Source organism: Pelomonas sp. SE-A7, assembly GCF_030345705.1.
Lineage (GTDB): Bacteria > Pseudomonadota > Gammaproteobacteria > Burkholderiales > Burkholderiaceae_C > JAUASW01.
The window spans coordinates 1,709,720-1,730,625 of record NZ_JAUASW010000001.1; the positions used below are offsets into that span (position 1 = coordinate 1,709,720).

Annotated in this window: 17 protein-coding genes; 7 read left to right on the top strand and 10 right to left on the bottom strand. The window is 60.4% G+C overall.

Features of this window, described 5'->3' with window-relative positions; genetic code table 11:
• Positions 1 to 12 precede the first annotated feature (12 nt).
• Both QT382_RS07765 and QT382_RS07770 read right to left on the bottom strand, forming a co-directional pair.
• Positions 13 to 885 carry a PA0069 family radical SAM protein gene (locus QT382_RS07765; protein ID WP_289253459.1) on the bottom strand — a complete coding sequence of 291 codons (873 nt, stop codon included), beginning with the start codon at positions 883 to 885 and terminating at the stop codon, positions 13 to 15.
• Between the two features lie 160 nt (positions 886 to 1,045).
• On the bottom strand, positions 1,046 to 1,366 hold the full coding sequence (locus tag QT382_RS07770) for a helix-turn-helix domain-containing protein (RefSeq protein WP_289253460.1): 321 nt from the start codon (positions 1,364 to 1,366) through the stop codon (positions 1,046 to 1,048).
• Positions 1,367 to 1,588: 222 nt separating this feature from the next.
• Here QT382_RS07770 and QT382_RS21045 point away from each other — a divergent pair, with 222 nt between their 5' ends.
• The 3 genes from QT382_RS21045 to QT382_RS07780 all read left to right on the top strand — a co-directional run bounded on the left by QT382_RS21045 (position 1,589) and on the right by QT382_RS07780 (position 2,873).
• Positions 1,589 to 1,822, top strand: a complete 234-nt coding sequence (locus tag QT382_RS21045) for a BPSL0761 family protein (RefSeq protein WP_353957274.1) — start codon at positions 1,589 to 1,591, stop codon at positions 1,820 to 1,822.
• Between the two features lie 24 nt (positions 1,823 to 1,846).
• On the top strand, positions 1,847 to 2,380 hold the full coding sequence (locus QT382_RS07775; protein WP_289253461.1) for an RNA 2'-phosphotransferase: 534 nt from the start codon (positions 1,847 to 1,849) through the stop codon (positions 2,378 to 2,380).
• A gap of 145 nt (positions 2,381 to 2,525) precedes the next feature.
• Entirely contained in the window at positions 2,526 to 2,873 is a 348-nt protein-coding gene (locus QT382_RS07780) for a hypothetical protein (protein WP_289253462.1), read from the top strand.
• Positions 2,874 to 2,945: 72 nt separating this feature from the next.
• Here QT382_RS07780 and QT382_RS07785 read toward each other — a convergent pair whose 3' ends face one another.
• The 8 genes from QT382_RS07785 to QT382_RS07820 form a co-directional block, all read right to left on the bottom strand.
• Positions 2,946 to 3,347 carry a hypothetical protein gene (locus QT382_RS07785; RefSeq protein WP_289253463.1) on the bottom strand — a complete coding sequence of 134 codons (402 nt, stop codon included), beginning with the start codon at positions 3,345 to 3,347 and terminating at the stop codon, positions 2,946 to 2,948.
• Positions 3,344 to 4,741, bottom strand: a complete 1,398-nt coding sequence (locus QT382_RS07790) for a BilD N-terminal domain-containing protein (RefSeq protein WP_289253464.1) — start codon at positions 4,739 to 4,741, stop codon at positions 3,344 to 3,346. Before QT382_RS07790 ends, QT382_RS07785 begins: the two co-directional genes overlap by 4 nt.
• A complete protein-coding gene (locus QT382_RS07795) occupies positions 4,738 to 5,253 on the bottom strand; it encodes a M67 family metallopeptidase (protein ID WP_289253465.1) in 516 nt (171 codons plus the stop codon). Before QT382_RS07795 ends, QT382_RS07790 begins: the two co-directional genes overlap by 4 nt.
• Positions 5,210 to 5,668 (bottom strand): DUF7665 family protein, encoded by a 459-nt coding sequence (locus QT382_RS07800; protein WP_289253466.1) that lies wholly within the window; start codon positions 5,666 to 5,668, stop codon positions 5,210 to 5,212. The genes QT382_RS07795 and QT382_RS07800 overlap by 44 nt, the downstream gene beginning before the upstream one ends.
• 9 nt (positions 5,669 to 5,677) lie before the next feature.
• Positions 5,678 to 6,175: a hypothetical protein gene (locus QT382_RS07805; protein WP_289253467.1), complete on the bottom strand. Its 498-nt coding sequence runs from the start codon at positions 6,173 to 6,175 to the stop codon at positions 5,678 to 5,680.
• A gap of 103 nt (positions 6,176 to 6,278) precedes the next feature.
• Positions 6,279 to 9,602, bottom strand: a complete 3,324-nt coding sequence (locus tag QT382_RS07810) for a UvrD-helicase domain-containing protein (protein ID WP_289253468.1) — start codon at positions 9,600 to 9,602, stop codon at positions 6,279 to 6,281.
• Positions 9,602 to 10,231 (bottom strand): hypothetical protein, encoded by a 630-nt coding sequence (locus QT382_RS07815; RefSeq protein WP_289253469.1) that lies wholly within the window; start codon positions 10,229 to 10,231, stop codon positions 9,602 to 9,604. Before QT382_RS07815 ends, QT382_RS07810 begins: the two co-directional genes overlap by 1 nt.
• A complete protein-coding gene (locus QT382_RS07820; RefSeq protein ID WP_289253470.1) occupies positions 10,228 to 10,959 on the bottom strand; it encodes a sigma-70 region 4 domain-containing protein in 732 nt (243 codons plus the stop codon). Before QT382_RS07820 ends, QT382_RS07815 begins: the two co-directional genes overlap by 4 nt.
• Before the next feature lie 318 nt (positions 10,960 to 11,277).
• On the opposite strand from QT382_RS07820, the gene imuA reads away from it, so the two are divergent.
• From imuA to QT382_RS07835, 4 genes are all read left to right on the top strand, one after another.
• The gene (gene imuA / locus QT382_RS21050) at positions 11,278 to 12,093 is read left to right on the top strand and encodes a translesion DNA synthesis-associated protein ImuA (RefSeq protein WP_353957260.1); all 816 of its coding nucleotides are present in this window, start codon (positions 11,278 to 11,280) and stop codon (positions 12,091 to 12,093) included.
• Positions 12,094 to 12,325: 232 nt separating this feature from the next.
• The gene (locus tag QT382_RS07825; RefSeq protein ID WP_353957261.1) at positions 12,326 to 13,342 is read left to right on the top strand and encodes a DNA polymerase Y subunit UmuC family protein; all 1,017 of its coding nucleotides are present in this window, start codon (positions 12,326 to 12,328) and stop codon (positions 13,340 to 13,342) included.
• 7 nt (positions 13,343 to 13,349) lie between these two features.
• Entirely contained in the window at positions 13,350 to 16,466 is a 3,117-nt protein-coding gene (locus tag QT382_RS07830) for an error-prone DNA polymerase (RefSeq protein ID WP_289253472.1), read from the top strand.
• Between the two features lie 182 nt (positions 16,467 to 16,648).
• Positions 16,649 to 20,731 carry an nSTAND3 domain-containing NTPase gene (locus QT382_RS07835; protein ID WP_289253473.1) on the top strand — a complete coding sequence of 1,361 codons (4,083 nt, stop codon included), beginning with the start codon at positions 16,649 to 16,651 and terminating at the stop codon, positions 20,729 to 20,731.
• Positions 20,732 to 20,906 lie beyond the last annotated feature (175 nt).

The window sequence follows — 20,906 nt, forward strand, 5'->3', positions numbered from 1 at the left end:
CCGGCTCACCGGCTAGAACAACTCGCCCTGAGACGTGGCCGGCCGCGGCGGCCGAAAGCGACTCAGGTCCAGCGGCTCTCGGTCACGCATCAGGCCGAGCCGGCTGGCGGCCTTGTTGAGCCGCTGACGCAGCAGTTGGGCCCAGATGCCCTCGCCCGTCATGCGGCTGCCGAAGCTGGGGTCGTTGTCGCGGCCGCCGCGCATTTCTCGCAGGCGTGCCATCACCCGGTTTCCGCGGTCCGGATAGTGGCGCTGCAGCCAGTCCTGGAACAACGGGTCGACCTCCCAGGGCAGCCGCAAGGGAATGCTGAAGGCGCTGCGGGCGCCGGCCTCGGCCGCCGCCTCCAGCACGCGCTCGAGCTCAGGTTCGTTGATGAAGGGAATGATGGGCGAGACACTGACACCCACAGGCACGCCGGCCTCGGCCAGCGTCTTGATGGTGCGGATGCGGCGATGCGGTGCGGCGGCTCGCGGCTCCAGGATGCGGGCCAGCTGCGGGTCCAGCGTAGTGACCGAGACGTAGACCGCCACCATGTTCTTGGCCGCCATCGGCGCTATCAGGTCCAGGTCGCGCTCCACACCGGAGCTCTTGGTCACCAGCGAGAACGGATGCTCGCATTCGGCCAGCAGTTCAATGAGGCCGCGCGTAATGCGCAGCTCGCGCTCTACCGGTTGGTAGGCATCTGTGGCTGTGCCGAGGCACAGCAGCTTCGGCCTGTAGGCGGGCTTGGCCAGCGCCTCACGCAACTTCTCGGTCGCGTTGACCTTGGCCACGATGCGGGTCTCGAAGTCGATTCCCGGCGACATGTTCAGGTAGCTGTGTGTGGGCCTGGCGAAGCAGTAGATGCAGCCGATACTTATATGCCACAGGAATCTGCACTCCATAGAGAGGCATAGGCGCTAGAAGGAGGGGCCATATCAATGCAAACACCCGCGCCATGTGAGGCAAGGCACTTTTCAGCTGGGAAATAGATTGGCCTTGGAACGTGCCAAACAGCCCAAGTTGTGGGTGAGGCGACCGTCCAACTCGGTCAGGCCGGAGCGCCTACGAATCCCCTCCGCTCCCCTTGAGCGGCCGTCCCGGTCGCCGCGGCGGCAGTGCAGCAATAGCGGCGAATCGCTTCTCTTCGTCTTCCAGGTAAGTCAGCGCCTGTTTTGCGAGTTTGTCCGGAGTGGTCTGAAGCGCGACTGCAAGGTCGTAGAAGACTCTAAGTGTCGGACTCTTCTTCCCTCGTTCCACGTCGGCGAGGTAATTCCGGTGAATGCCGGCAACCTCAGCAAGCGACTCCTGAGTCAATTGCAATTTTCGTCGTCGAACAGCGACGGCAATACCGACCACCGCGTCCCAATCTGTCGAAGAAGCCATGCGCGCCAAACTGATGAAAGGCGGTCAGTTTTTCGAATACATCGCTCCGCTTAAATCCTCTATAGTGTGCATATTGCAAACTTGCCCTTGAAATGAGCTCGTGGCGAGGACAGCAGGGCCGAGTCACATCCCGCCAACGCGCGGATTCGCTTGCCTAGGAAATGCCCGCCGCGCTGTCATCGCGCGAAAGTCCATTGACCTCAAGAAAGGAACTTGGCAATCATGACCACACCGGCCCAACGCACCCTTGCAGTACTCAACGCTGAACTTTTTCTTTGCGCGCTGACAACCGAGTCGCCTGAGTCTTTGGATGTTCCACGGATTCTCATGCAGGCAGGAAAACTCCTTGCACATTTCCCCCGCCAAGGGGACCTGGCCTTGACCGCAAACGCGCTCCCGTCCGTTTGGGGGGAGCCACTCGAACTGGGTCCCGCAGTCGCGGAATCTTCGGAGTAAGACTTGGAGCTCTCGGAGGACCTTGTGCGCCTGAGCAAGCTTCTCGCTCGGGTCCTACGGCATCGTCCCGAGGCAGCCGGAGTCTCCCTTGATAGCCAGGGGTGGTGTCCCGTGGATGACTTGCTGGCGGGTATGGTCCAGTCAGGAATCTCGATTACTCGCCATCAGCTCTTTCAAGTCGTTGCTTGGAACGACAAGGGAAGATTCGTGCTATCGGACGACGGCACAAATATTCGGGCGTGCCAGGGGCATTCAGTGTCGAATGTCCGTCCGGTCCTTCGTCCCAAGAAGCCCCCCTCAGTCCTCTTTCACGGCACTTCAGCTACCGCCCTCCCAAACGTCCTGAAGCACGGGCTCCTGCCGATGCGCCGGCACCACGTACACCTCTCGCAAGACTGCGAATCAGCGAAAAAGGTTGGGATGCGTCATGGCCCCCCAGTGGTGCTAAGAGTTGCCTCGTTCGCCCTTGCCCAGACAGGAGTCGTCTTCCTCTTGAGCGACAACGACGTTTGGCTTGTAGACCATGTGCCGCCGCAGTATTTGAGTCTCGTTGATTGAGTCGAAATGCAATCGAATCGTGAGGCCGCGGAAGCGGTGGCGTTCTGGCCCCAAGAGTATTGGGGATGCTGCGACAATTTCTACTAGGCGCCACGGTCGGCGCACGAGCGGTTGCAATCGGGCCGACCTCCTGCAGAGCATCAAATTGCAAGACATCGTCAAAACCATCGAGGACTTGGACAGCGTCGCGGTTTCTCTACCCGACCTCCTGCGGGGCGCCAGGGGTCAGACCGTAACTTCAAATGCACGAGCGATTGCAGAGCTGTCCGAGCTTCTGAAATTGGAGGTCTTGCTGGACAAGCCGCGCGCTGAAGTTGTGGCTTCGGCGCTGCGACTTCTGACACTCATCAAGCAAACCAGCCTCCTCGTTTCGTCCAGCAGAGTCGGCCACGAAGAAAGAGTGGCAATGTCGCTTGCAGAGGCGCTTGCCAGCAAGCTGCACAAGCTCCTCAAAGACTGGGCAAAAGAGTCCCAGGCTCCCACCGCTTCTTGAGCACCATGCTCAGCGGCGGATGCTGCTTCAATGCGCGCTGGCAGCAGCAAAGTCGCGAGTCGAGCCGCACTTTCAATGCCCAATCAACCGGCTGACGAATTTCGAGACTGCGCCTAGGGCGGTCACGCTTTTGTCATCGAGGTCATGCTGGCCGAAGAACTTCCAAATCGCGATTGCTGAGCAAACCAGCAAGATGGCGATGCCAGCTCCCTGGCTGGGCGCTATGAAGCGGTGCCACATGACCTGGTCCAGCAAGTTCGCGAAGGCCGCGGCGGCAGGCCCCTTGAGGCTGGCTTTGCGTTCTGCGGTCCACGCCATCATGCAAGCCGGCAGCGCCGCATAGAAGACGACGAAGCCAATCGCGCCAGTCCAGAGGGCTCCAACCGAGCCGAACCTCACTGCGATGTGCGCAGCGTGGTCCACCGCCGAGGAAAGACTGCCTCGCCGGCGACGGCTGTAGCGGCGCCTGCTCATGTGACCTCTCCGGCGTGGCCGGGCGGCAGCTTCTGAGCTTGAATGAACGCCGGCAGCAGCCCTCGGCATGGGGTGGGCATCGCGCTGGTGCGATGGCGCAGGCTTTTCAGTTGCACGTCCAGGGCAGCATGGACTAGGCCGCCGTGGAGCGGGCGCATCACCTCGGCCAAGGCCAACACGGCCGCGAGCGCGCCAACGAACGGCGTAGCCACGGCGCGCGAGGCCAGCAGCGTCATGCCGCAGATGTCTTTGCGCTCGTCGGCCAGCTTCTTGTAGGTGTCGTTGAGCTCGGCGGCGGTTTGCGCGGTGGATTCTGCCGTCCAGATTTGGGACGGGCGGCGCGGACCTGGGAAGGTGTGCAGGCGGATGTTGCGGAAGTCGCGATACCCGCTGCCCAACCCGGTCTCGACGACCAGCGAGAACTCGGCCGTATCGAGGTCGCGGCGGGCGGCCACGTTGTCGACGCCGAAGAGCGCCGCGGTGGGCTCATCGACCATGACACGATGTCCAGCGCCGAACCGGCGCTCGACCAGCGCGGTGGTGAAGCCGGCGGCCTCGAGGCGGTTTGCCACTGCCCGGACCTTCGGCTTGAGCAGGTCGCCCGGCCACAGCAGCAAGCAGGTGCTGAGATTGGACTTGGCCGCCTTATCGAAGTCCTGGAGCACCAGGTGCGGGCGGCCGTCGACCGAGTAGGGCAGCATGCCCAGCGCCCACGCATAGGCCTGACCGAGGTGGCCCAGGCCGACCAGCCAGAGGGACTTTGGCAAGTAGGCGAGCTCGGGGCCCTTGTACGCGTCGTGGCGCCAGTCGGCGACGGCCATCGGGTTCCAGAGGGACATGCCGATGCTGCGATGGCCGGCCTCGGCCAGGTCGCCGCGGACGTGCATGAAGGCCTCGTTGACGCCCAGCGCCGCTGCGCCGATGCCCGCGAGCGGGTTGTCGTCAGCGCAGGTCAGCCCGCCGCTGGCGCCGACGGGCGCAATCTCGAAGCGCCAGTGGTCCCAGGCGAGCTGAACGCAGAAGCCCGGCCGCTCGCTCGCCGGGGCGACGCCGAGCACGAGCGTGGGCAGCTCGGTGGTGGCGGTGTTGACCACCGCGGCGCCGAGCTCCTCGGCGATGCCCAGGGCGCTGCGACCTTGGTACAGAGGGACGTCGAGCGTGACGTCCAGGTCGCCGTAGACCTCAACGCCGCCGAGGAAGGCGCGCACGGCCGTGTTCAGCGCGGTCAGGAAGCAGGCCTGACCGGCTAGCGTCTTGGCCCAACCGTGGCCGAGGTGGATGCGCAGCCGGTAGCGCGAGAACAGGGCCACGGCCTCCTCAGGCGAGGCGACCTCACCCGCGTCCAGGGCCATCTTGGCCAGCCGATGCATGGAATCAGCGGTGAACTCGGTCATTGAAAAACTCCAGCATCGGTAAGTCGCAGGAGGCGGCCGACATCGGAACCCGAATACGACGCCCACTGATGGTTGCCTTGGTAGACATAGAGCCCGAGGTCGCGCGGACGTGGGTTGCCCTTGGCGAACCTGGGCACGATGAGGGCGATGTGCCCCTTCAGCGCGACCATTGGGTTCGCTCGGTCCGAACGGCTCTGGCCGGGCCCAAAGGGGTGCGTGTGCACGTCGGCCACGACGGTCATGCCTGTGGCTCGGCAGACCTCCCAGAGCTTGGCGAAGCTGCCTGCCTTCAAGTAAACGTAGTCGTTGCTAAACGCGTCGGGCTGCAGCTGCTCGTAGGGCACAAAGCGCTGGACCACGCGGCCAGCGTCGGTCTTTCGCCCAAGGAGGAAGGCGCCGCTTTCGCGAACGCCGGCGCCTTGCGCACGCAGGTGGGCCATCAGCTCCGCCCAGAGCGCGGCCGGCAGCTCAAGCAGGGGCGCAGGCGTAGTCGCGGCTTTGAAGAAGTTCATGGACGACCTCCAGGTAGTGGCTGATGCCCTTGGCGGGCTTCCAGATGAGCTGCGGGTACTGTGCGAACCAGCAGTCGTGGCCGACGATGCTTTCGCGGTCGCAGGGGATGTAGAGCGCATCGCCGTTCTTCCAGCCGGGCTTGAAGGCCAGCTGCAGTCGCTCGCCGCCTTGGGGCCACTTGTCGAAGGTCAGCTTGCCGTTCGTGGACAGGTCCCAGAACGTGCCCGTGGGCGGCGTCGCCGGGAAACCGCTGCAGTCCAGGCGCAGCGTGTACTCGCGCCGGTCGCGGGCGATGACGCTGATGTAGGCGAATGGCCACTCCAGCTTCTTGAACTGCCAGCGGTTGCGGTCCTCGCCCGAGAGAAAGCGTGCCGACACGAGGTCGACACGGAGCGATTGCTCGTCCGGTGCCATACCTTTCCCTTAGCCGTTGATGCGATGCGCGGGCACCAGGTCGAAAGTCACCTCGCACTGAGGGCACTTCGTCAGCGTGCCGATGTGCACGTCGACGTCGGGCTGCTCGGTCGTGCCGGTAATCTGCAAGACGTGCTCGGCGATGTCGCCCGACGCCATGCCGAATTTCTCGCCGGCCCACAGGCGCACGCGGCCGACGGTGGTCGCCGGGCGGAACTTGTGGTGCACGACCTCGGCACCGAAGCGCACCTTCACCTCCACATGCTTACAGCGATGCAGGTGGACCCGCACGCCGTGCTCCTTCTTCAGGTGCTTGACGTGGGTGGCGTGGCCGTGGGCGTCGTCGTCATCGTCCTCGACCGACAGGGTCAGGTCAGACGCATCGGTGCCGGGCGGCAGCAGCGCCAGGACAGCGTGCTTCAGCTCAGCGACGGTGGCCTCGTCGTTGACTTCGACGAACTTGATGTCAGAGAAGAACTCCGACTGGATGTAAACGCGGGTGGGCATTGCTGCTTCCTTTTCCAGCTTGGTGAGCTGCGCGGGATACGCTGCTCATGCTGGGTAAGTCGCAGAAAGGCCTGGAAATCGGAAGTACGAGGACGAGGGCGGCTTACGCGGGGCAATGAAGGAAGTGCCTGCACTTCGGGCACTCCCAGGGATTGGGCTTTGCCTCAAAGTTGCCAGCCAGCAGACCCTCGGCCGCCGCCATGGCGAATTTATTGTCGAACCTGGGGCTGTCCGGCCACATGGTCTCCGCTTCCCCGGTGCTGAGCACGTGGATGCGCGCGGAGAATGAGAGGTTCGTGTTGGCTGCAGCCAGGTATTTCAGCATCCAGCGGATTGAAGACCTTTGCCGGCCGAGCTTGCCCGAGGGCTTGGTGCGGACGAAGTCAATCGTGTACGCATCTCCGGAACTCGAGATATTGTGCGCCGTCACGTTGATTAGCAACCCTGCGCACGTGACCTGAAATGGCTTGGCCATGACGGCGCGCTGTGCACGTATTAGTCTGCGTCCGGCGGACAGCAGACCATCAGCGTACGCACGCAGGTGAGGAAGCGAATCCTTGAAGGCGTGCCCCAGCGATGCCAGAGTCCTTTCAACATCATCGGCAGCGACCGAAGGGTCGGCACCGTAGGGAACGAAAAGCTCGCGCATCACCGCGCCCTCTATCAGGGCCGCAGGATGCAGACCCGATGCCGGCCTTAGGTTCTTGACGTAGTCGTAGTAGTAACGCCTTGGGCAGACCATGTAGGTCATGAAGCCGGGAAATTCGCAGCGCCCAGCCTGATGGCCGCCTGTGGCTTTGGCCATGGGGATGACCGCTTTGGGTGCAGTCGCGAACCCTTGAACAGGCTGGAGAAGGTGAGCGGCGTGCTCGATTGCGCTCACGCATTGCGCCTTGTAGGCGCCTTGGCTCTCATACAAGACGAGATGCTCGCGTGCACGGGAAAGTGCGACGTACAGCTTGTTCGATGCTTCAGTTTCTTCCTCGAAGTTCTCATGGTGTTGAAGTGATTGCAGCAAGGACTCGGGGACCAAGTCCGGGTCAGCGCCCATGCGGAAATGCTTGGCGTCAATATCGACAAGGTGGACCGCCTCGAACTCGAGCCCCTTGCTGCCGTGGATAGTCATGACGGCTACCGCGTCGAGACTATCGGCCTCCGGTGGCGGTACGCGTAGCTCGCGGTCATCGCCGATACGCAGGCGTCGGCGCAGGCGGGAGATGAAACTTCCGACGTTCTGGTACGCATGACCGCCATCGGGCACGCGCAGGAAATAGATGAGCTGCCACAGGGCGATGCGTCGGGTGATATCGAGTATTCCGGTGCCCCTCATGTGCGGCGCGAGGATGTTTGTTCGGTCGAGCAGCAGAGTGCAGATGACCTCCCAGGGCGAGTCTTTCGACGCAAGGCCTTGGAAGACGGCCTTCCACCGCAGAAGGGCCGCGGTGCCTATGGCCGAGAGACCGGGCAGCTGCGAATCCAGCCAGGACAGCGGTTCTGGTCGAGCGCTGTCAAGCCAGGTGAGGATGATGTCGAGGTCCTCAGCAGGCATCTCTAGCCCCGGTAAGCGAGAGATGCGCAGTAAGCCGCTGCCAGACCGGTCTATGAAGACCTGCAGCAATGCCAGAAGGTCCTTGGCCTCTGAGCGCTGGAAGATGTCACCAAGGTGGAGAGCAGGTATGCCGGCGGCGTTCAGGGCATCAGCCGTGTCGCCACAGATTTCGTGAGTGCTAGCCAGTACGACTTGGTCTCTGTACGCGACGTCGAGTCCGTGAATACGGGCAACGTTGGCCGCAACTTCACCGCGAACGATGTCCGTGGTGGCGCACTTGACGTGGCGAGGCTTCGCGCCGCTCGCACCCCGGGCGGGCTCTACATCGTCGAGCGGAAGAATGAGCTGCAGCGGGTGGGTCGCGCGCCCCGAGTGTTCGAAGACTCGAACGACCTCTTCGTAGCTGCGCCGGTTCTCGTTGAGCGGAAAGGATTGATAGTCGAGATAGTCGTCGCCGAAGTTGACGATGCTGCGCATTGAGGCGCCGCGGAATCGGTAGATGGCCTGACGGGCGTCACCAACCACCCAGAGCGTTTCCGCACGGGCTGCAAGAGCCTTCACGAGCTGGGCGCTGGCCCGGTTGACGTCCTGGTACTCGTCCACAAGGATGTGTTTGAACCGACCGACGCTGGCCTTGAAGCTGTCGTAGTTGTTTGTCAGCGCGAGCGCAGGCAGCATCACGAGGTCGCCCATGTCCACAAGACTGGAGTTGGCCTCGGCCTTCTCCTCGTAGCAGCTATAGAGCTTCGCGACATCTCGCCGCTTGGCAAGCAGGTCGGCCGGCGTATCGGCGGCGGATTCCTCCACGGCTGCAGCGTAAGCGGCAGCGTCAGCGAGCTCGTCCTTCGCTCGCTGGATTGCCTCCACGGCGGTCTTCAACCAGTCGAGTGGGTCACCCAAGGGGTTGAATGCTTGCAGACCCAGGCTGTAGATGTGCGGCTCCAGCACCGCAATCTCTGCCATCTTGTCGGCGACGCCGAATCGGGACTTAAGGCCGAACTGCTCGCAGTTCTTTCGCAGGAACTCCAGCCCGAACGCGTGGAAGGTGCCGACCCACATTTCGTGCGCGTTTTCGATGCCCAGCTGCTGCAGCCGGTCCACCAGCTCTCTTGCCGCTCGGTTCGAGAAGGTGAGCAGCAGCAACTCCTCTGGCTTCGCGCCTGTTTCCAGCAGGTGCTGGACCCGCATCAGCAGTGTGGCCGTCTTGCCGGTGCCCGGGCCGGCTTTCACCAGCGAAGTCTTGGCCTTGGACTGGGCTGCCGCTATCTGCTCTACCGTTGGGGTGATGACCTTGGGCGGCTCGGCCTGCTCTTCCATGGGCTCTGGAAGCAGCAGGCCATCGAGCAGTTGTTGTCGGACCAGCTCCAAGGGAAGGCCGAGTTCACTTGCGAGCTGTTCCGCCGTCTTGCCGGCAAGGAACAAGGTTCGGGCCACTTTCCTGGGCAGTAGCAGCTCGCGGGCGAAGATGTTGGCTTGCAGCTCGGAACGCTCCCGTGCGCCGTAGGCCTCGACCTTCTGGGCGCCGAACGTGTCGGCGTCCTCAGGCTTCAGCGTCGAGTCGACGACCTTGTGGCAGCCCTCTTGTCCATCGTTGTGGAGCTTCCAGTGTCCGAATTCATGGGCGACGAGGAAGGCACGCTCGCCCGTCGATACATCGTTTCGAACGACTATCTGACGGAACTTGACCTCCAGCACGGCATCAGCGCCACCAAGCGCCTTGTCCGACGGATTGGCGTCCGAAATCTGGAAATCCTCAGCATCCTCGCTGGCGGCCGCATCAATGATTGCCTTGGAAGCAATCCCAGTTTCGGCAGCCTCCCCAAAGAGGCCATGCCGAAACTGTCTCGCCGCCTCGCGAGCGAGATGAAAAGGTGTCACTAGGCCTCCTCCTCCGTCTGGAACCCGAGGAGGCGCTTCTTCTCGTCCTCGCTCTCTGGTAGAGAACGGACTGCACTTTCCCAGGTCTCCAAGCTAGGTGCATCCGGCTGACGGGCTGAGCTGTAGTTTCTTGCGCCTACGAACTGTGGTCCGATGCACTGACGCAGGTCTGCCGGCGCCACGTGCAGATGCTTCGCCAAATCCCGAATCACCCTGGGCGGGACATTGGTGATGGTCGTAAGCACCTTGGTCAAGAGCAGCGAGCTGGCGAATCCCGCAGCGGTCGCAGCCCGACCCAGCTTGCCGCCAGCCAAGGTCGAGACGGCGCGCTTCGTGGCCTCGACGTTAGAGGACGGTACCGAGTTCCCATCGAGTTCGTGAATTTGATTGAGAACGTAGCTTTGCAGGCGCGACACGGACTCCTCAGAGATGTCCGCGACGTCCGCAGCTGCGACTTCGGGCGAGGCCTCGTACGACGACCAAAGGGCCGCGAATTCGAGGATGTCCTCGCGATATTCAGGATGAGCTTCGCAGGCGCGAAGAACCATCGTGGGAGACGGCTTGTCAGCGGAGAAGAAGAACTCGTCCAGAACTTCCTCGAGTGACAGCCTGCGGGTGGGCGATGTCATTGCGTGAACTCCTTCCGCATCTCTTCGACCTTGTCGAGGGCGGCGTTCTTATATGTGTTGATGGTTCGAGGTGTGACTCCGAGCGCCACGGCGATGTCCTTGACCGGCATGTCCTCGACGTAGAGCATCGTGTAGACGAAAAACTCTTGCTTGGTCATGGCGGCCTGCATGCGGGCAACAACCTGGGCGTGCTCCTGTTTGATGGCCAGGGCGTCGGCAGGCGTGGCAGGCTGACGAAGCGCAGTGACCCTGCGAATGGTCTTATCGGGGTCGTCATCCTCGTCGGAGACGTCCATGGCATCCAGGCTTTCCTGGTGCTTGCGCTTCTTGGCCAACAAACGGCGCTGGAAGTCAGTTGCGCGGAGTTTGAAAAGCAGTCCGAACCGCTTCTCGGCATACGCGGCGTCACCAGGGCGCTTAACCAAGCAGTCCCAGACAAACTGAGAGAGCTCTTCCGCGGCTTGGTCGAGGTTTCCAATGATTCCTGGGTAAATAGCGCTGCGTACCGCGAAGCCCGTGGCGAGGCTTAGCAGACGCCGTGACAACACCCTGATGAGCATCCCCATCCGGTGTTCGTTTCCAGCCTCGCGAGCGCGGCGGAACATTCGGAACACCTGCTCATCTGGAATGAAAAGCGGGTCGTTCTGCCAGTCTGTCCGCGCCAGCCTAGCCAGCAGGGCTCGGACATCGAGGGCCTCTATGGCCGAGTCAGGCTCTTGTGTCTGCATCGTTGTTTTCCGTTGGTCATGCGAACGTCCCCGTCCATTTCGGTATCTAGGGGACGCCCCCCTGCATGACTAAGTCGCAAGAGAAGCCGGAAATCGGAAGCAGTGGCTGGTGCGGAGCCCCAGCATTGCCATCACTTACAAAATGTAACAGGCGCCGTACCTCGACGATGACTTGGCTATTGGCCGTACGAATTGCTTTTTCAGGTTCTATACGGCCATTTGGTTACACGGCATCTGCATGCAAACGGTCGCTAACCAAGCGCTGGACAACAATGGCGGATGCGTATACTGTACATACATACAGTAAATTGGTCCGATATGCCCCCCGAAACTCCTACCGAGACCAAGCCGAGCAAGGCACTCTCGGAAGTCATCAATTCAACTTGCCCGCCGGAACCTCGCGCGTTGCCGCCGGGGGTAGAGGCTGCGCTTTGGCGAGGCGACCAGTTGGGCCGTGGTGTTGAATTGGTGGCACCAACTGGCTTCGCAGAGCTGGATGCGGAACTGCCGGGCGGCGGCTGGGGCTGCCAAGGGCTGACCGAGGTCTTGACCGCTCAGTTCGCGCTTCTTGAGTGGCGCCTCACATCACCGGCCTTGCGTGCCATCAGCAATCGAGGACGAGACATCGTCGTTGTGGGGCCGCCTCGGCGACCGTTCCCGCCCAGTCTGCAACTGGATGGCATCGACCCTGAGCGCGTTCTCTGGGTCGATGTTGACAAACCAGGCGACCGCCTTTGGGCCACCGAACAAGCGGTGAAAAGCAACGCCTGCGGCGCGGTTCTGGCCTGGCTTCCGCAAATCCGGGCGGACCAAGTCCGCCGCCTGCAAGTCCTTGCGGCCGGATGTGATGCGCCGGTGTTCCTTTTCCGCACGGCCGGAGCAGCCGCTGAAGCCTCCGCCGCCCCTTTGAGGCTTCAAGCCCAACTTTCGGAAGATTGGGAGCTCCGTATTCGCATCTTGAAGCGCAGAGGCACGCCCTGCGAGCAAGAGCTTCGCCTTGAGTCCATCCCGTGTGGACTCAACGCCATCATGACCCCGCGACTTCGATACCCAAGTCGCATCACGTCGCGAGTGCCTGATGCTCTGGTGCGCACTTCGACTCCCGGCCCCCAGCAGCAAGCCGTCCCCCATTGATGACGACCTTCGAGCTTTGGCTATCTGGGCGCTGCAGTTCACGCCCAGGGTCACTGTCCTTGAAGAGTCAGTCGCGATGGAGGTTGACGCGAGTACGCGCCTCTTCAAAGGCCGTCGGGCACTGCGCGATAGGGTTGTTGCGGAATCCACGGAGCTTGGTGTCGTAAAGGTCGCGTGGGCCCCTAACAGCCTTGCCGCTCTCGCCTTTGCGCGCGCAGGCATAGAGAACGGCATGACGCGAGGGCTCGAGCCGATGCTCGACCCACTGCCCATGCAAGTACTGAGCGCGGTGTTACCGCATATGCCAGTGCTACTGCGGACTGGAGCTAGAACCCTCGGGGATGTTCGTAGGCTGCCGCGAGCGGGCATCACACGGCGGTTCGACAAATCGCTGCTGCGCGCCCTTGACCAAGCCTATGGCCTCCAGCCTGAAGCCCATCTATGGGTCGAGCTACCGGAATCCTTTCTAACAAAGCTTGAACTTCCTTTCCGCGTCGAGCACGCACCGGAGCTCTTGGTCGGTGCTCGCAAGATGCTGCTCCAAATGTGTGGCTGGCTAGCCGCACGACATGCCGGCATTACAGCCTTCACGCTGCATTGGTGGCACGACAGCATGCGCTCAAAGGATGCCGGCACCGGGGGCAGCTTGGTTGTTCGCACCGCGGTCGCAATGCGAGACATCGACCACCTGTTCCGACTGCTCTCAGAGCATTTGTCGAAGGTCACGCTGCTAGCGCCTGTTGGTGATTTGGAGCTAGCTGCCACCGAGGTCCACGCGCTTCATGAGGTCAGCGCCTCGCTTCTTCCAGACACCGTCCTTGAGCGCGAGACGGTTGGGATGCTGCAGGAGCGCCTGGCCGCGAGATTTGGGCCCGAGAAAGTCTGTCGCCCGATTGTTGGAGACGACAACCGACTGGAGTGGATTTGCACTTGGCGCTCCGCATCTGAGAAGCGCCCGCGCAAACCGGGGCCACCTTCCCGCTATCCCGCTCCTTCGTTCGTACTCGCTGAGCCATTGAGGCTCTCTGTCCGCGATGGGCGGCCCCAGTACCAAGGTCCGTTGAAGCTCCTAGCGGGTCCTCATGCGGTGGAGGACGGCTGGTGGCATCGCGACGAGGCCAAGCGCGAGTCGCATGTGGTTGTGCGCGACTATTGGATTGCCTGGAGCGACCACGCAGGGCCCCTTTGGATTTACCAGACTCGTCTCGAAAGCGATTCCGCCTGGTGGTTGCACGGCTCGTTCTCGTGAGCTCGACATGGAAGAGGTCCTACGCATCCCCTATGCCGAACTGCGTTGCATTAGCAACTTCAGCTTCTTGACAGGAGCCAGCAGACCAGACGAATTGGTCGAACGAGCAAAGAAGCTTGGCTACAAGGCCATCGCACTCACCGACTACTGCAGCCTAGCGGGCGTCGTTCGTGCGCACACGGCTGCCAAGGAAGTTGGACTCAAGCTCATCGTCGGCAGCCAGTTTCGTGTTGACGCTGCCGCCCCCTTCACGATGGTGGTGCTCGCTTGCAACCACAACGGGTACGGCAACCTATGCGAGTTCATAACCACCCTGCGGCGCGAGTCCCCCAAAGGCACTTATCGACTGCAGATAGATGCGATTCGACCAGAGCGTCTGGAGGACTGCCTCGTGATTGCCGTCCCCGCTCGAGAAAGCTCGCAGGACCAATGCAACGACCTCGCGCGGTGGCTTCTTTCCAACTTCATTGGGCGTAGCTGGCTCGGTGTTGAGCAGCTCAAGATTCTGGACGACGAGGTCGTCTTTGAGCGCCTTTCAAACGCAAGCGAACTGACCGCCATTCCGATGGTGGCCACAGGCGACGTCCAGATGCATGTGCGCTCGAGAAAGCCTCTGCTCGACGTGATGACTGCTATTCGCCTGTGCAAGCCATTGACCGAGTGCGGCACCAACCTAGTTGGCAATGCAGAGAGGCGCTTGAGGTCCCGGCTTAGCTTGGCCAACCGATACGCCGGTCAGCTCGCATTGCTTCACGAGACCCTGCTCATTGCCAGCCGATGCGATTTTTCGTTGGAGGAGCTTCGCTATCAGTACCCATCAGAAGTAGTTCCTGAGGGTGAGTCGGCCAGTTCATTCCTCCGACGCCTTTCCTACGAGGGAGCTGGGCGGCGATGGCCTGACGGCATTCCCGCCAAAGTCCAGGCTCAGATTGAACATGAGCTCGAGCTGATAAGCGACCTCAAGTACGAGCACTACTTCCTGACCGTCTACGACATCGTGGCGTTCGCGCGGAGCCAGCGCATCCTCTGCCAAGGGCGAGGTAGTGCTGCCAACAGCGCGGTCTGCTATTGCCTTGGTATCACCGAGGTCGACCCCGCACGCGCTGTTGTCCTGGTCGAAAGGTTCATCAGTCGCGAACGAAATGAGCCGCCGGACATCGACGTGGACTTCGAGCACGAACGGCGCGAAGAAGTCATTCAGTTCCTCTATCGCAAGTACGGCCGCAAGCGGGCTGCGCTCACAGCCGCCGTAGCGACCTACCGAACCCGCGGCGCCATCACGGACGTGGGCAAGGCACTTGGCTTCAGCTTGGAGCAAGTCAAGGCCATCTCGCAGACTCATCAGTGGTTCGATGGCCTTGGCATCAACAAGGACCGCTTGGCGGAAATTGGCGTCGATGCTGACTCGTTGGCTGTCCAGCAGCTCTTGGACCTCACCGGCCAGCTCATCGGTATGCCTCGGCACCTTAGCCAGCACACGGGGGGCTTTGTGCTGACCAAAGGTCCGTTGAGCCGCATCGTCCCAATCGAGAACGCGTCTATGCAGGACCGCACGGTCATCGAGTGGGACAAAGACGACATCGACGCGCTAGGACTCCTAAAGGTCGACGTCTTGGCATTGGGCATGCTCACTGCCATCCGCAAGACGCTTGACCATATTGGCGAGCGCCAAGGTTTCGAGATGGAGATGCAAGACATTCCGGCGGAGGACAAATCCACCTACGACATGATTTGCCAGGCGGACACCGTGGGCGTCTTTCAAATCGAGTCGCGCGCTCAGCGGCAGATGCTTCCTCGATTGCAGCCCCGCTGCTTCTACGACCTGGTGGTCGAGGTCGCATTGGTGCGACCTGGCCCTATCCAAGGCGGTGCTGTCCACCCGTACCTGGAGCGCCGCCAGGGCAAGGCACCGGTGACTTACCCCAGTGCTGCGCTCAAAGAGGCGCTCGGGCGAACTCTCGGCGTGCCGGTGTTCCAAGAGCAGTGCATGCAAATTGCCATCCTCGCGGCAGGTTTCACTCCCGATGAAGCGGACGGTCTTCGCCGCGCCATGGCGGCATGGAAGAGAAAGGGCGGGCTGGGCAAGTACGAGGAGCGGCTCATCGGTGGGTTGACCTCTAACGGCTACACGCTGGAGTTCGCTCAGGGCATTTTTGAGCAGGTCAAGGGCTTCAGTTCCTACGGCTTTCCAGAGTCACATGCGGCTTCATTCGCCCTACTGGTCTACGCCTCATGCTGGCTCAAGCGCCATCACCCCGCCGAGTTCCTGTGCGCAATGTTGAACTCACAGCCTCTTGGCTTCTATAGCCCCCGGCAACTAGTTCGGGACGCGATTGCACACAACGTCGAGGTCCGTCCCGTTGACGTCATGAACAGCCTCGGCGACAGCACCTTGGAAGCCTTCAATGGAAAGGCCATGCCGGCAGTCCGGCTCGGATTGCGACTGGTTGACGGGCTTAAGGCTGATGCTGTCGAGCGCCTTTTGGCGGCACGTGCACTTGCGCCTTTTGACGACGCCGAGGATTTGGCCCGGCGAGCGAGCCTTGCACCACTCGACATGCGGCAGCTGGCCGCGGCCGATGCACTGACTGCCTTGTCGGGTCACCGCCGGCAGCAGGTATGGGATGCCGCAGGTTGGACAGGCACGCCGGAACTACTCCGTGACGCACGCATCGAAGAAGAGTATCTGGAGCTCGACGCGGCTCCTGAAGCCGAGGAAGTTGCGTGGGACCACGCGGCCCTAGGCCTATCCCTGCGCAGCCACCCGCTTGCTCTGATTCGCGAAACGCTGTCCGAGATGAAGCTGAGCACGGCATCCGACTTGCACGACCTCCCCGACGGAAGACCTGTCCGCTACGCCGGAATGGTGACTGTGCGACAGCAACCAGAGACAGCGAGTGGCGTCACTTTCATCAGTCTTGAAGACGAGACGGGCGATGTGCAACTCGTGGTTTGGAGGGATGTACTAGAGAGGCAGCGGCGTGAAATCCTCGGAGCCAGGCTGCTTGCTGTCAAGGGCCGCTGGCAACGCGAGGGCGAGGTCCGGAACATCATCGTCGGGCACGCGAAAGACCTTTCGGAATTGCTGGGAACCTTGACCTTGCCGAGTCGTGATTTTCACTAGATGAACATCAAACCGTCACCCAACAAAGAATCAAGGTCATTTCCATCCAAAATCCCATAGAGCCAGACATTCACCGATACATCAATCAGCATGTCGAGGTAGCTGAACGGGTCGCACGAATTTCAACGATGCGATGGATTCTGTGGGCCTCGTCTTGCAAGTCAAAAGGAAGATGAGCGACCATGGGGGGAAAAAAGCTTCCAGATGACGAAGTCGCGACCACCGGCGGTGCTGCACCGCTTCTAGGATTCCTCTACCAAGTAAAGGTCTCCGTTTGGGTTGCTCTAGACATCCTCATCAAGACCGAAGCGGCCAACGCTGTCGAACTGGAACCGGCAAGCTATGAAGATATCGAAGCCGAAGTCGAAGGAACTCCACCGCTGGTCTCTTCGTCGATAGGACTCAGCAAGTACAAGCTGGTTGTTCAAGTCAAGCGCCAAAGTACCGGACCGTGGACCGTACCTTTGGTCAAGGCGCTGCTTACGAAGGGCAGCCCCAAGCGGATATCTCCATCCAAGCGCCTCGAAAACCAGGACGTTCGCTACTTGTTGATTTCGAGCGCCGCGGCAACCGCTGGAGCGGTCCAGTTGCAAGTCAACAGCATCGGGCAGTGGCCGACAAAATCTGACATGCCCAAGGTCCTTGTCGGCCATAAGGACCCAGAAGTTGCAAGACGAATCTCCATACTGGCCAACCATGACGAAGAGCGAGTAGATGAGAAGGTCAAACAACTACTCCAAGAGGTTTGCCATGTCCCGCACTCGAGGTGGCTGGATTGCTACCGGTCGCTTCACGATGAAGCAATCGCGCGCATGTCTGGTGCCGGTGCCAGGGTTTGGCGACGCAAGGACCTTGAGGAAACAATCACGCGCTTCGATGGATTCCTCGCGCCAACTTTTTTGCTGAGCAAGTACGTTCCTCCCACAAATTGGGACGAAATCCTGCGCTTGTTGAAGGAGCGAAAGGCGGTTGTTCTCAAAGGCTCATCCGGTACCGGAAAAACAATGACGGCGGAGGCATTGCAGGAAGCGATGCGCAAGGAGGTGCCCGGACTTGATGTCGTCCGCGTTCAGGGCCCAAGCGACATAAGGCTTCATCGCGCAGGAGGCCCTGCCATCTTCTACCTCGATGACCCGTGGGGACGGTATAGGTTTGAACCTGGCACCGAACACTGGCGCGAGCAACTTCCTAGCCACCTCCACGCGGCCACGGAGAGCCGAATGTTCATCGTCACCAGCAGAAGCGACGTGCTAGCCGACGCAAAGGCTTCGCAAGCGGTTGCGAGTTGGTCAATCAACATTGAAGCGAGTAGCTATGGCGCCAGACAGTATCGAATGCTTTTCGATAGAAGGTTGAAGACGCTACCTCGCTCGTTGCAAGAACTTGCCGTTGACCATCGCGCGATGGTTCTCAGTGCGCTCACTACCCCGCTCGAGATTCAACGATTCTTTGACGCATTGAGCGGTCAAATGGTGACCACAGACAACCAGAAGGGAGTCGACGCCGTCCGGCGCGCCATTGACGCAGCACACAGCGACGCTATTGAATCCACCTTGCAAACGCAAGTACGCGTCCGAAATGCTGAACGATGGGCAATCATTCTGTGGGGGCTGCTTACAGCCCACAAAGGTCTGACATGGCAAGCACTCCGTAGCGTTCACACCGAACTAGCAGAGCTCAGAGAGGTGTACGAGACTGGCTTTGAAGAGCTCGTGGCATTCCTAGTCGCTGGCCGTTCATTGCGCCAAGTTGATTCTGTAATTTCCTATGCCCACCCAAGAGTTGAAGCCGCTCTATCGTCACTGATGCTCGCGCCCGAAACAAGGGTCCTCATGAGGAAGTGCCTTGTCGACCTATTCCGGGCACTTCAAGGCACGGACTGCCACAGTCCAGGTGAGGACTGGGGCATCGAAGGCGTCGCACGAGTTCTTTCAGCCTTGCCGAAAGGACGTGGAATTGACCTCAAGCTCCCGCCTGTCCTGATTCAAGCTGTCGATGATTGGCTGCTCGACCATGTCAAGAGAAGCGGGGGCGCTGATTTTGAAGATGCGCTCAAGCTAATTGCGGCATCCGGCTCATCCAACTCGCTCATCGCCGACATTGCGCGATTCCTCACAAGCTGGTCGGTCATACCAATGTTTGGCGATGTCGAGCACACTTATCGGCCCGAAGCCACTTGGCTTTCTAAAGCCAGAGGTGACGAAGACGCTCGGCTCGTTGTCTCGAAATTTATCGTTGACGTCCTACCGTTCTCGCCAGAAAGCTACTACAGAGAGTTTGTTGCCGACCTTTGGGCAGTCAACGACGACTTGGCGGACGCCTTTGCAACGAGCGCGCAAACACTCATAAGAAGCGGCTCCTATCTATCTTCATCACGCTTGATTTTCCCGGAAGCACTAAAGGACTCGACTCGCGCAAGTGGGCTTGTTGAGGAAGCGCTTGTTCTATGGAGAAAAGAAAAGGAAAGTAGCCTTCTAGAAGACAGCCTGGCCGTCGAGAACGGACACTACAGCGACGAGTATGCAAATGAGCTTTCGATGATGGACGCCGAGTCCTGGGTCGCGCTTGATGATTGGCTATCGGGCTACGTAAATTCCATCCGAGACAGCGAAGGCTGGCGCGCCCTCGACAAGAGTGAAAAAGCAAATCAAATCTTGCGATGGTGGCTCTATGCGGCGAGGCATCGACCAAGCCAAGTCACCCCTGACGAGCTAGCCTGCCTAGCTACTCGCACAACAGACGGTGATGACGAAGACTTGTTCTGGGAAGTTGCGGAAAGCGCTTGGAACACTTGCATTGAGCATGCTCTGGTGCGAAGGCTCGTTGTAGGAAGCGCGAGCGCCACCACGCGGCGCAAAGCCGCGAAATGCATATTTCTTGCAGGACCCAAGTCCTTTGATGCGGTAGTGCAAGTGCTCCTGGCAGTCGCTAACAATCGTCGCCTTCTTGAACTGTTCGACGACTTGGCACGCGCCGCTTTGGCAAACGATGAACAAGCACTTGAGCGTCAGACACTCTTGCGGTCATGGCATTCGCACCTTCCAATGCCCTTTGCCGAGATTTATCTGGCCCGATTGCATCCAGCATGGCCGACGCACGACTCTCTAAGCAATGACGCGCTACTGATAGTCGCTAGCATTGCACCGTCGAGCGAAGAAGCACTGCTTGCGAAGATTCAGCACGTACGTCAAAGCGCTGGCAGCTGCAAGGATGAGCTCCGGGAGCTCTCAAGAGTGGCAAGCAGCGGTGAGATGGCCCAAGCAGCGGTTGCAATTGCAATTGAAGTTGGTTATTGGGATTTGGTAGAGGAGTTCCTTAGCCATAGGTACTCAAAGGCCGTCGCAGCTGCACTAGGTGGCTTGGCAAACAGGACGCCACCCGCATTGCCGTCTGAGCTTGATGCTTTTGCCAAGGACCGCAGTCGGTACACGAAAGATGCGCTGCTAGACGCCATAGAGAGCCGACCAGTGGATGAATTCCTAGCTCCTCTAGTCCTGCTCGCAGCAGACACATGGATGGCAGACAGCTTTCGGTATGAGCAAGGACATGGCTATCCCATTGCTCGACGGGCAGTAAAGCTACTGAGTGTCTCGACACGGCTTTCCAAAGCCCAAATCAACTCTTTGCTCGCGGTTGCGCAGACAACTGACGACCCAGCCCTGCGACCAATGGTCTTTGACGTTGTAGCCTCCAAGGGTTCGAAGGAAACTAGGCGCGCGCTATTGAAGATATGCGTAAGTGCTGGAAACATCAGCACACGGAGAGATGCTGCCGAAGCGTTGTTGAATGCGGCGGAATCACTTGAACCGGAACTACTCGCAGTCATCAATCACGAACAGGTTCTGCGAGTGGCCCCATCTATTGCTTGCATCCTAGTCATCCTTGTCGGCGCAATTGGTGATGAGGAATCAGTGAAGTCACTTGCCTTCGAAATCTCACTCAGCGAAGAACGGCGTGTACTGCTGCTGCCGCTCGCGGCCTCAACTGAAGGGCGCAAGTCCTGTCAAGATGCGGTCCGGCGACTGATTCCGGACTCTCACCCTGGACAAGCTGTGTTCTCGCCTCCATCCGGCTCCATCAATAGGCGAGCAGTCGACGACCTCGGTTCTGTCGAGCAAGTGCGAGCAGTAATCGAGCACATGGACCCCTGGTTCATACCCATTACAAAGCCTAAGAGAAATCCACTCCTTCTAGGCGCGCTCAAAGCTAGACAAGGCCCGAAGGAGCCGGTCGCTACTGCCCCTGGGACAGCTCAACTGAGATGAGCCCCGCCAATTCGGGACCGTTTGTCGGCATCCTCCGGCGGCGCATTCGGGGCGCGTCCACCGCTTGGGTCCTCAGACAAATTTCATGTGTCGACCAAGCAGCCTGAGCAAGATTGATGGTGCACTAGACTGACCCGGAAAATCCAGGGACGAGGCCTTGATAGCTACTCACAAC

Coding starts and splice junctions, on each gene's coding strand:
- QT382_RS07835 (WP_289253473.1), top strand. CDS start 16,649: ATGGGGGGAAAAAAGCTTCCAGATGACGAAGTCGCGACCACCGGCGGT.
- QT382_RS07795 (WP_289253465.1), bottom strand. CDS start 5,253: ATGAACTTCTTCAAAGCCGCGACTACGCCTGCGCCCCTGCTTGAGCTG.
- imuA (WP_353957260.1), top strand. CDS start 11,278: ATGCCCCCCGAAACTCCTACCGAGACCAAGCCGAGCAAGGCACTCTCG.
- QT382_RS07830 (WP_289253472.1), top strand. CDS start 13,350: ATGGAAGAGGTCCTACGCATCCCCTATGCCGAACTGCGTTGCATTAGC.
- QT382_RS07820 (WP_289253470.1), bottom strand. CDS start 10,959: ATGCAGACACAAGAGCCTGACTCGGCCATAGAGGCCCTCGATGTCCGA.
- QT382_RS07825 (WP_353957261.1), top strand. CDS start 12,326: ATGACGCGAGGGCTCGAGCCGATGCTCGACCCACTGCCCATGCAAGTA.
- QT382_RS07785 (WP_289253463.1), bottom strand. CDS start 3,347: ATGAGCAGGCGCCGCTACAGCCGTCGCCGGCGAGGCAGTCTTTCCTCG.
- QT382_RS07790 (WP_289253464.1), bottom strand. CDS start 4,741: ATGACCGAGTTCACCGCTGATTCCATGCATCGGCTGGCCAAGATGGCC.
- QT382_RS07765 (WP_289253459.1), bottom strand. CDS start 885: ATGGAGTGCAGATTCCTGTGGCATATAAGTATCGGCTGCATCTACTGC.
- QT382_RS07805 (WP_289253467.1), bottom strand. CDS start 6,175: ATGCCCACCCGCGTTTACATCCAGTCGGAGTTCTTCTCTGACATCAAG.
- QT382_RS07770 (WP_289253460.1), bottom strand. CDS start 1,366: ATGGCTTCTTCGACAGATTGGGACGCGGTGGTCGGTATTGCCGTCGCT.
- QT382_RS07815 (WP_289253469.1), bottom strand. CDS start 10,231: ATGACATCGCCCACCCGCAGGCTGTCACTCGAGGAAGTTCTGGACGAG.
- QT382_RS07800 (WP_289253466.1), bottom strand. CDS start 5,668: ATGGCACCGGACGAGCAATCGCTCCGTGTCGACCTCGTGTCGGCACGC.
- QT382_RS21045 (WP_353957274.1), top strand. CDS start 1,589: ATGACCACACCGGCCCAACGCACCCTTGCAGTACTCAACGCTGAACTT.